This window comes from Nostoc sp. FACHB-152, assembly GCF_014697475.1.
GTDB lineage: Bacteria > Cyanobacteriota > Cyanobacteriia > Cyanobacteriales > Nostocaceae > Nostoc_B.
The window spans coordinates 1-7812 of the sequence record NZ_JACJRV010000147.1; the positions used below are offsets into that span (position 1 = coordinate 1).

General features: G+C 39.4%; 7 protein-coding genes and 1 pseudogene. 4 read left to right on the forward strand and 4 right to left on the reverse strand.

The window, feature by feature from the left end:
- Positions 1-76: 76 nt before the first annotated feature.
- Complete coding sequence (locus H6G76_RS35550; protein ID WP_190710891.1) at positions 77-3076, reverse strand: non-ribosomal peptide synthetase; 3000 nt, start codon at positions 3074-3076, stop codon at positions 77-79.
- 464 nt (positions 3077-3540) lie between these two features.
- The gene (locus tag H6G76_RS38345) at positions 3541-3675 is read right to left on the reverse strand and encodes a CopG family transcriptional regulator (RefSeq protein ID WP_242056675.1); all 135 of its coding nucleotides are present in this window, start codon (positions 3673-3675) and stop codon (positions 3541-3543) included.
- A 417-nt stretch (positions 3676-4092) separates the two neighbouring features.
- Between H6G76_RS38345 and H6G76_RS37570 the strand changes: the two genes are divergently transcribed.
- The 4 genes from H6G76_RS37570 (at position 4093) to H6G76_RS35565 (ending at position 6291) form a co-directional block, all read left to right on the forward strand.
- Positions 4093-4686 carry a hypothetical protein gene (locus H6G76_RS37570; RefSeq protein ID WP_242056676.1) on the forward strand — a complete coding sequence of 198 codons (594 nt, stop codon included), beginning with the start codon at positions 4093-4095 and terminating at the stop codon, positions 4684-4686.
- A complete protein-coding gene (locus H6G76_RS37955; protein WP_277883161.1) occupies positions 4674-4796 on the forward strand; it encodes a hypothetical protein in 123 nt (40 codons plus the stop codon). Before H6G76_RS37570 ends, H6G76_RS37955 begins: the two co-directional genes overlap by 13 nt.
- Positions 4797-4962: 166 nt before the next feature.
- Positions 4963-5643: an NADPH-dependent F420 reductase gene (locus H6G76_RS35560; RefSeq protein ID WP_190710892.1), complete on the forward strand. Its 681-nt coding sequence runs from the start codon at positions 4963-4965 to the stop codon at positions 5641-5643.
- A 177-nt stretch (positions 5644-5820) separates the two neighbouring features.
- Positions 5821-6291, forward strand: coding sequence for a GyrI-like domain-containing protein (locus H6G76_RS35565; protein WP_190710893.1), 471 nt, complete (start codon positions 5821-5823; stop codon positions 6289-6291).
- Between the two features lie 370 nt (positions 6292-6661).
- Here the strand turns inward: H6G76_RS35565 and H6G76_RS35570 are convergent.
- Both H6G76_RS35570 and H6G76_RS35575 read right to left on the reverse strand, forming a co-directional pair.
- Positions 6662-7493: pseudogene (locus H6G76_RS35570) on the reverse strand (IS5 family transposase).
- Positions 7494-7653: 160 nt separating this feature from the next.
- On the reverse strand, positions 7654-7812 hold a 159-nt coding region (locus H6G76_RS35575), incomplete at its 5' end, for an HU family DNA-binding protein (RefSeq protein ID WP_190710894.1).

Consider the following 7812-nt stretch of genomic DNA (forward strand, 5'->3'; position numbering starts at 1 on the left):
TATTGACATTAAGTCCTAATAAGCGTCCTTTCTACCAACAAGGTCAAAGAGCTATGAGACTTATTCTGTCTGCATTCTAGCCCTTTTTGTAGCCCCTTAAGGTTAACGACAAACCCGGCACGTCCCAAGTGGATGTTGGCGTATTTTGCAAGTTAAATACGACTTGAACGAGTGGGTTATGATTGAGAGCGCGATCAGGTTGTAATGCCTGCACCAGTTCCTCAAATGGTAAGTCCTGATGAGCATAAGCTCCTAAAGTCATCTCGCGGACTCGCTGTAACAACTGTCGAAAACTAGGTAAACCTGACAAGTCTGTTCGGAGTACGATGGTGTTAGCAAAGAACCCCAACATCTTTTCTAATTCAGGGCGATGGCGATTGCCAACGAGCGAGCCAATAGCAATATCATCTTGTCCAGTGTAATGAAATAGTAGTGTTTGGAAGGCTGCCAGCAGTGTCATAAAGAATGTAACTCCTTCCTGACGGCTCAATTCCTTAAGTTCTGTGTTTAAAGATGCGGATAAACTGAGGAAATACCGCGCCCCTCGATAGGTTGACACTGACGGTCGAGGGAAGTCTGTTGGTAATAGCAAAATAGGTGGCAGACTATTTAACTGCTTTTGCCAATAGGCCATCTGACGTTCTTGGATCTCACCTTGTAACCGCTGTCGTTGCCAGACTGCAAAATCAGCATACTGAATCGTTAAATCTGACAAAGGAGAAGTCTGTTCTGATGCGAAGGCAGTATAGAGCGTCGCTAGTTCTTGCAACAATACTTTCATTGACCAACCATCACAGACAATATGATGCAAGTTGATCAAAAGAAAATGCTCGGTTTCACTCAATTTAAAGAGTGTAGCACGCAGCATCAGATCCTTAGATAAATCAAAACAACGTCTAGCTTCTTGGATAATTAATTCCCAAATTTGGCTTTGTTCTGTAGATGAATCTATGACAGCTAGTTTAAATTTTGGAGATGTATGGATGACTTGTATAGGTTGCCCATCCACAGCTTTAAAGGTAGTACGTAAGATTTCATGACGGTTGAGTATTTCTTGGAAACTTTGTTCTAAAGCTCCAACATTTACCAAACCATTTAGCTGAAAGGCTTCTGGTACATTATAGAAGGGATTGTTCGGTACTAACCGATCCAAAAACCACAACGGTTCCTGTACAAATGCTAAGGGTAAATTAGCGTCGTGTTCTACTGCTTGGATTGGAGGAAGCGTTATAGTTTGTATTTGTTGCCTATCTGTTTCTATCAGCTTTGCAAGTTCAGCTATTGTGGCTGATTCAAATAGAGAATGTAAAGGTAACTCAATTTGCAAAGCATTACGGATACGGGAAATTACTTGCGTAGCCAGCAGTGAATGTCCGCCTAAATCTAAAAAATGGTCATAGATTCCTACTTGCGTTAAGCCAAGAATTTCACTCCAAATATTTGCTAACACTAGCTCTATAGGAGTTTGCGGTGCAACAAAATTCTCCTTGTTGTTTTCATAGGTTGGTACTGGCAGAGCTTGACGGTCAACTTTCCCACTAGGAGTTAATGGCAGCTTGTTTAGTAACACGATCACACTCGGCACCATATACTCTGGTAGTTGCGATCGCAAAAATTGCCGCACTTCACTCACGGAAGTTGCAGGCGCATCTGCAACTATATACGCAACTAAACGCTGTTCTCCAAGTATGTCATTTCGAGGAACTACTACTGCCTGCCGTACTTGAGAATGCTGCTCAAGTACATTTTCAATTTCTCCTGGCTCAATACGATAGCCGCGAATCTTGACTTGCTGGTCTATGCGTCCCAAATACTCAATATTGCCATCTGCAAGATATCTAGCTAAATCACCTGTTTTATACAAGCACTCGCAATCATTAAACGGATTGACAACAAATCTTTGTGCTGTCAATTCAGGAGAATTGAAATATCCTTTTGCTAGACTAATACCACCAACATATAACTCTCCAGCCACCCCAGCAGGTACAGGCTGTAGGTTTGAATCTAACAAATATATTTGACTATTAGCAATTGGTTGCCCAATAGGTGGCAATGCTGGCCAATCTTTTGATGAACCAGTCAAAGTAAAAGCTGTGACTACATGAGTTTCAGATGGCCCATAGTGGTTGTATAAACTACACTTAGGTAATTGACTAAATAAATGTGCGATTGCTGTTGTAATACGTAATTGTTCCCCAGCTGTAATCACTTCACATAAATTAGTAGGAATAATACTTTCTAGCTGCGCTATTTCTGCTAACTGTTGCAGTGCCACAAATGGTAGAAATAGCCTTTCAATCTGGGCTTTGTTGAGGAATTGTAGTAGGCTTTTAGGATCTTGGCGCATTTGTTCAGAAATTAGAACTAATGTACCGCCTGTGGTCAGGGTAGCAAAGATTTCTTGGAAGGATACATCGAAACTAATCGGAGTATATTGAAGTGTTTTAGCAGAACTGACTGTTGAATTTTTCCACTGCCAAGCAATCAAGTTGACAAGTGGACGGTGCGGCATTGCTACACCTTTAGGTTTACCTGTGGAACCAGAGGTGTAGATAACGTAGGCTAAGTTGTCTAGAGTGGCTTTGCTTTGGGGATTAGTTGTTCTATATTGGCTAATAGTCTCTTCTTCACTATCCAAGCAAATGCAGTTTGTGGTTTGTAATAAGAAATTTTTGCTTAGATGGCTTTGAGTCAATAGTATAGGAACTTGGGCATTTTCCAGCATCAATTTTAGACGCTCTGCTGGATAATTAGGGTCAAGTGGAAGATAAGCACCACCTGCTTTTAAGATAGCTAGTACAGCAATAATAAGTTCTAAAGAACGTTCTAGACATAAACCAACCAGAACATCAACTTGCACCCCTAATACTTGCAAATGATGAGCAAGTTGGTTAGCACGCTGATTTAGCTCTTGATAAGAAAGGCACTGTCCTTCAAATTCTATGGCTATGGTGTTAGGTGAACGTAATGTTTGCTCTTCAAACAAATAATGAATTAGTGATATTTTGTCCGAGCTTAAACGATGCTGAATCTGGAAAAAATCTACTTGAGATTCTATCGAATTTACAATTGTCATTTTGGGCTTATCCTAATTATCTAAACTATCATAATTAAAATATCAAAAGCAAGCTTATATTTAGGTTAAATCAGGGAAATTGATTTCTATAAAATCTGATTATTAGATTTTATAGAAATTATTATTGACATTTTTATCTTAAAATTTCACGCTGAATAAGTATTTATAGAAATTAATAAATATTGTCTTGCGAAAATATTGAGCATATATATTTCACTGAGATAGCTACATATTTTAAAATTGTGAAAAATTGAAAAACAAGCATTTTTACACTTTTGAGATTAAAAGACCTAGGTTTATTTCTTGGACTTTTTCTTGAGAAAATCTTAAGACTTTCCGGAATTTTTAAGCAATTACAATATTCATTTATTGATATAAATATTTATTAGTTTTAAAATTTTTATCAATATTAAACATACTTAAGTTTAATTATTGATAAGTTAGCAGATATTATGATAATCAGTTCAATTTGCGTTTGGTGTTTTTCCGGACAGCAAAGGGCGAACCAACTCTCGAATCACATTTGTGTCTGGTCGTCTTGTAGCTGAACAGTATTTTTTTAATCTTTCTGCTTCAACTGATGTAAGATTAATTGTCATTCTCCTAACAGCCCCTTATTCACTGCTTATTTAATCTTGATTGATACCACTTCTCTAATATCAATCATCTAGACTGTTGCTACCATGATATATTTAATGATATTAACTTCAAGTTGTTGTTAAGAAACTTCAATTAAGTTTAAACCTTTAATGAAGTGCTTAAATAGATTATAAAGTGTGAAGTTTAAGTCATTTAGAAACAAAAAATATGAATAAGATATGAGGTAAAAGCTTTTGAAAAATAAAATTTTTAGTAAAATTATATGGTAATTAACAGCCTACCCAATCTTGCTAATTAGATAGCTTTAGTAATTACTTTACCCAAAGTTTCTTAAGATACTGCTAAATTTAAAGCGTTATCACTTTTAAATTTTCCTTTAAGGACTGTGTGAAAAAAATAGCTATTATTCGCCTTGGGTGCTGTTGCATTCTTATGATGAACGGATACAGGAGTTTAAAGCGATCGCTCTGGAGCATCGGTACTTGATCAAGAATTATCTGAACGTGACCATCTCGGCAAAACTGACACCTGTTGCGTTCCCGCTTCGGGTTGCCGTAGGCATCGCGCAGAAATTACTCGACAAGATTGACTTGCGGTTGTCGTATGTGGGACGTTTGGGGCCACGAGGGAAGCGGGAGTGTGTTTATAAGTTTCTGGCTTCTGATGATGGGCGTTCCGGGATTTTCTCTAGGTGGTTAAATCGGGAGTTGGTGTCAGTCAGTCCTAATATAGATTTAACAACACCAATCATTGACACAACACCACTTCCCAGTAATCAGGATATGGGCGGACAGGAAAACTCCACTCATTCTTGGTGGCGGCAGATCAAATCTTATGCTGTTGGGTTTATAGAATGTGTAGAATCTGGTGTGGAAGCGGTCAAAGAATTCCTTTCCATCCTCACTTTAGACGAATGCTGGGGTGTGATGGTGGCGTTTGAGGAGGCGCAGCCTGTGATGTTTGGGGAGTTGGTTGTAGATGCGCCTGATTGGGTGGAATGGATGGCGTAGGTTTTGGGTTACGAGCGATCGCTGCGGGTTGTTCATTTTCCAAAGTGGGTAAGCCGTTTTGGAATGAGTACTTGGGACAACGGACAGTTGTATGTCTATGGGGTGCGTAAGCAGCGAGTATGCAGTATCAGGTTGGGGTTGGAAAGGGACTCTATCTCTTTTAGAGCTATCTAAAACTAGTCTTTCCCCATAATCTAATGATCTTGAGTTAGGCAAAGATTGTTGAAGAGCGTACCTGATATATTAAGTATGTCGTTAAAAAACGCTGCTTAAACTATGAAAATTGGGATTATCGGCAGTGGAAATATGGGACGCTCTCTGGGTCTACTGTGGGCAGAGCAGGGACACGAAGTTTTCTTTGGTGCTAGGACAAAAGAAAAAGGACAGTCAATAGCAGAATTTGTGGCAAATGGCACACAGGGAGGAACTAACGATCAAGCAGCAAATTTTGGTGATGTCCTACTTTATACTGTACGAGGGATAAATCCGGCGGAGGTACTTACTTCGATTGAAGTGCTGTCTGGCAAAATTTTGATTGACTGCAACAACTTTGAGATTCCAACAGGGTTTGCATTTTCCCCGATAGTCCAATCACTTGCAGAAAAATTAGCCGCAGAAGTTCCGAATGCAAAAGTTGTCAAAGCTTTTAATACAATGGCTCAGGAAGTTTTTGAACTTGCACCCAGCCCACTCTTCGATTATCATGTCTCTGTTTTTATCTGTGGTGATGATACACAAGCTCGTCAAACCGTGATGCAACTAGCCCAAGATATTGGTTTTGCTGCCGTTGATTGTGGAGAATTACGTCATGCTCGATTAGTTGAGGGCTTAGGTGACTTTATTCGTTTAATGATAATTGGCCAGCTACAAAATCCTTATGCCACTATTTCTGTCAACATTCTGCCTGCGGCATCAGCGCAACGATTAGGTGGAAGACAACCTTCTGAGCTTTCATAATTTAACCGAATCGTTCGCACAATTCCTCAGCACCTCAGCACTCTTAATCCTAATAAGTGTTGAGAGGCGATAGTAGCGTTTGAGGAGGCACAACCGCAGATGTGTACGAAGCTCCCGATTGGGTGCAGTGGATGGCGTAGGTTTTGGTGATAATTTCAAGAAGGGAAAGCACCAGAGATGCAAGCAGTGAACGTTCAAATCGTCCATTTTCCTGAGACTAAGGTGGCAGCTATAGAACATTGTGGCCCGCCGCATCTCGAATACGAGACTGTTCAAAAGCTCATTGAATGGCGGCTGGCAAATCGACTGCCTCCCACTCGCCACCATAGTTACGGAATTCATTACAACGATCCACGCACTACACCGCCTGAAGAATATCGAGTGGACTTCTGCATCAGTGTGGAAAATGACATTCCTGCGAATCCGCAAGGCGTAGTGAACAAAATCATTCCGAGCGGTCGCTGTGCTATGATTCGGCATTTGGGTTCGCGCGAGAACGTATCAGCAGCATCCTACCTTTACGAAGTCTGGTTTCCCAATAGCGGGGAAGCGTTGAGAGACTTCCCGATCTTTTTTCACTACGTCAACGTCGGACTCCATGTACAGGAACACGAGATGATTACAGACGTGTATTTGCCATTGCGCTAACAGTTCTCTCCACCATCTTGTTTTACCAACGGTAGATGTCATTGAAAAATCCGGCGTTGCATAGAGTGTCAACAGTTAGCACTTAAGTTTACTGTTGATGCCATCCCCTGCAACAACTCAACGCGATCTCTTCTCCACTACCCACCACTAGCCTTCACGCGACCGCGACAGTTTCATTAGAACTCTTGCATAAATATTTTCTGGTATAATAAAAGGTTATTTTTCTTCACCTTAGAAAAGTTCAAATAGCTACGATTACCAAATTTTTAATATTATCTGTTGCTAGAAAATAACAAACCAAAAATTTGATATAGCAAACTGATTCAGCAATTATTTATTGACTGAATTGTCAGGATTATTTCAGCTTTATTTAAGCTTTTAAAGCTAATTCATGATTGTATATTCCAGCAATCAAATTAGACCTTAATCCAAATCTGCGGTGGCGATTTCGGTATTGATTAGATAAAATATTGAATATTTTTAATCGCCGATTAACGTGTTCAACAGCAATTCTTAATCGGTTTAGTTCTCGATTATATTGCTTCTGTTCTTTGGTCAATTTCTTACCTCTTGGCTTTTTTATCGGTGTTTCACTCAATCTATGAATTTTACTAATTCCTTGATAGCCCTTGTCAGCTATTACTTTTAGTAATTCACCGAACCTTACACCACTAGTTTTAAATAGTCGAAAATCATGAATTCTTCCCTTACCATGCCCTATACAGATGATAGCAGTAGTTTTTTGGTGAATAACTAATTGGGTTTTTAAAGTATGTTCTCCGCTTTTACCACTGAAAAATTTCTTTTGACCTCTTTTTGGTCAATCAAAAAGGGCTTTCAGTCACATCCATCACAACTAAATCTTCTTGTGATGGCATCTTTAATAGTTCTTTTTTTCCTGGTAAGCTAAACTTTCTTGAACTAATTAAAATGTTTTCAATTTTATATACTGTTCGACATACTGCGGATTCTGAAAGTCCCCAATCCAATCCGATGTGATAGTAAGTACGGTATTCTCTCCAGTATTGAATAACCATTAAAACTTGGTCTTCAATTATTAATTTAGGACGACGACCAGGTTTCTTTTTCTTTTGAGCATCAGCTTTAACTACATCAACCATTAATTCAAAGGTTTTACGGCTTACTCCAGTCATTCGCTTAAATTTTTTTGCAGTAAGCTGTTTAGCGTTCTCTATTTTCACTGCTCCCCAAAGTCCCAATCACAAATTGCCAAATCTTATATTTTACCACAAAACACTTTTGCAAGAGTTCTATTGAAATTGAGAGGAGCGAGCGCACTTGTACACAGCAAGACTAATCGCCTTATCATCAAATCTGCAATTCAACACCAAATCTGTAGTGCTAAGGTGCTACTTTTTCTTTGAACTGTTTGCCAGCAGAAAATGCAGGCACTCTAGTTGCTGGAATCGTAATTTTCTCCTTGGTTTTTGGATTCAGCCCTTCACGTTCGGAGCGTTCCCTTCGCTCGAACGAGCCAAAACCAACCAATGTTACCTTCTC

Bases quoted from the DNA above. Each gene is read 5' to 3' on its own strand.
- H6G76_RS35550 (WP_190710891.1), bottom strand. From the start codon at position 3,076: ATGACAATTGTAAATTCGATAGAATCTCAAGTAGATTTTTTCCAGATT.
- H6G76_RS38345 (WP_242056675.1), bottom strand. From the start codon at position 3,675: ATGACAATTAATCTTACATCAGTTGAAGCAGAAAGATTAAAAAAATAC.
- H6G76_RS37955 (WP_277883161.1), top strand. From the start codon at position 4,674: ATGGATGGCGTAGGTTTTGGGTTACGAGCGATCGCTGCGGGTTGTTCA.
- H6G76_RS35560 (WP_190710892.1), top strand. From the start codon at position 4,963: ATGAAAATTGGGATTATCGGCAGTGGAAATATGGGACGCTCTCTGGGT.
- H6G76_RS35565 (WP_190710893.1), top strand. From the start codon at position 5,821: ATGCAAGCAGTGAACGTTCAAATCGTCCATTTTCCTGAGACTAAGGTG.